This window comes from Mesorhizobium sp. M8A.F.Ca.ET.207.01.1.1 (assembly GCF_004794715.1).
In the GTDB taxonomy this organism is placed as follows: domain Bacteria; phylum Pseudomonadota; class Alphaproteobacteria; order Rhizobiales; family Rhizobiaceae; genus Mesorhizobium.
On the sequence record NZ_SRUS01000189.1, the window covers coordinates 1 to 381 of the forward strand.

Below are 381 nucleotides of genomic sequence, written 5' to 3' on the forward strand. Positions count from 1 at the left end.
CTTCGATGAAGTCCAGCGCCTGTTCCAGCGAGTACTTGATCGCCGGGGTCAGCTGGATCGCATCGTCCTTGCCCGAAGCGCGCATGTTGGTCAGCGGCTTGGTCTTGATCGCGTTGACGGTCAGGTCGTTGTCCTTGGAGTGGATGCCGACCAGCTGGCCTTCATACACGTTGTCGCCTTCGGCAGCGAAGAGCTTGCCGCGCTCCTGCAGCGGACCCAGCGAGTAGGCGGGGGTGACGCCCGGCGCATTGGCGATCATCACGCCGTTGATGCGCTTGGCGATCGCGCCCTGTTCCTTCGGACCGTAATGGTCGAACACGTGGAACAGCAGGCCCGAGCCCTGGGTCAGGGTCTTGAACTCGTTCTGGAAACCGATCAGGC

General features: G+C 62.5%; 1 pseudogene. It reads right to left on the minus strand.

The annotated features are described in order from the left end of the window. Positions 1-381 (minus strand): annotated as a pseudogene (locus EN850_RS34115) (translational GTPase TypA); the annotation flags it as partial.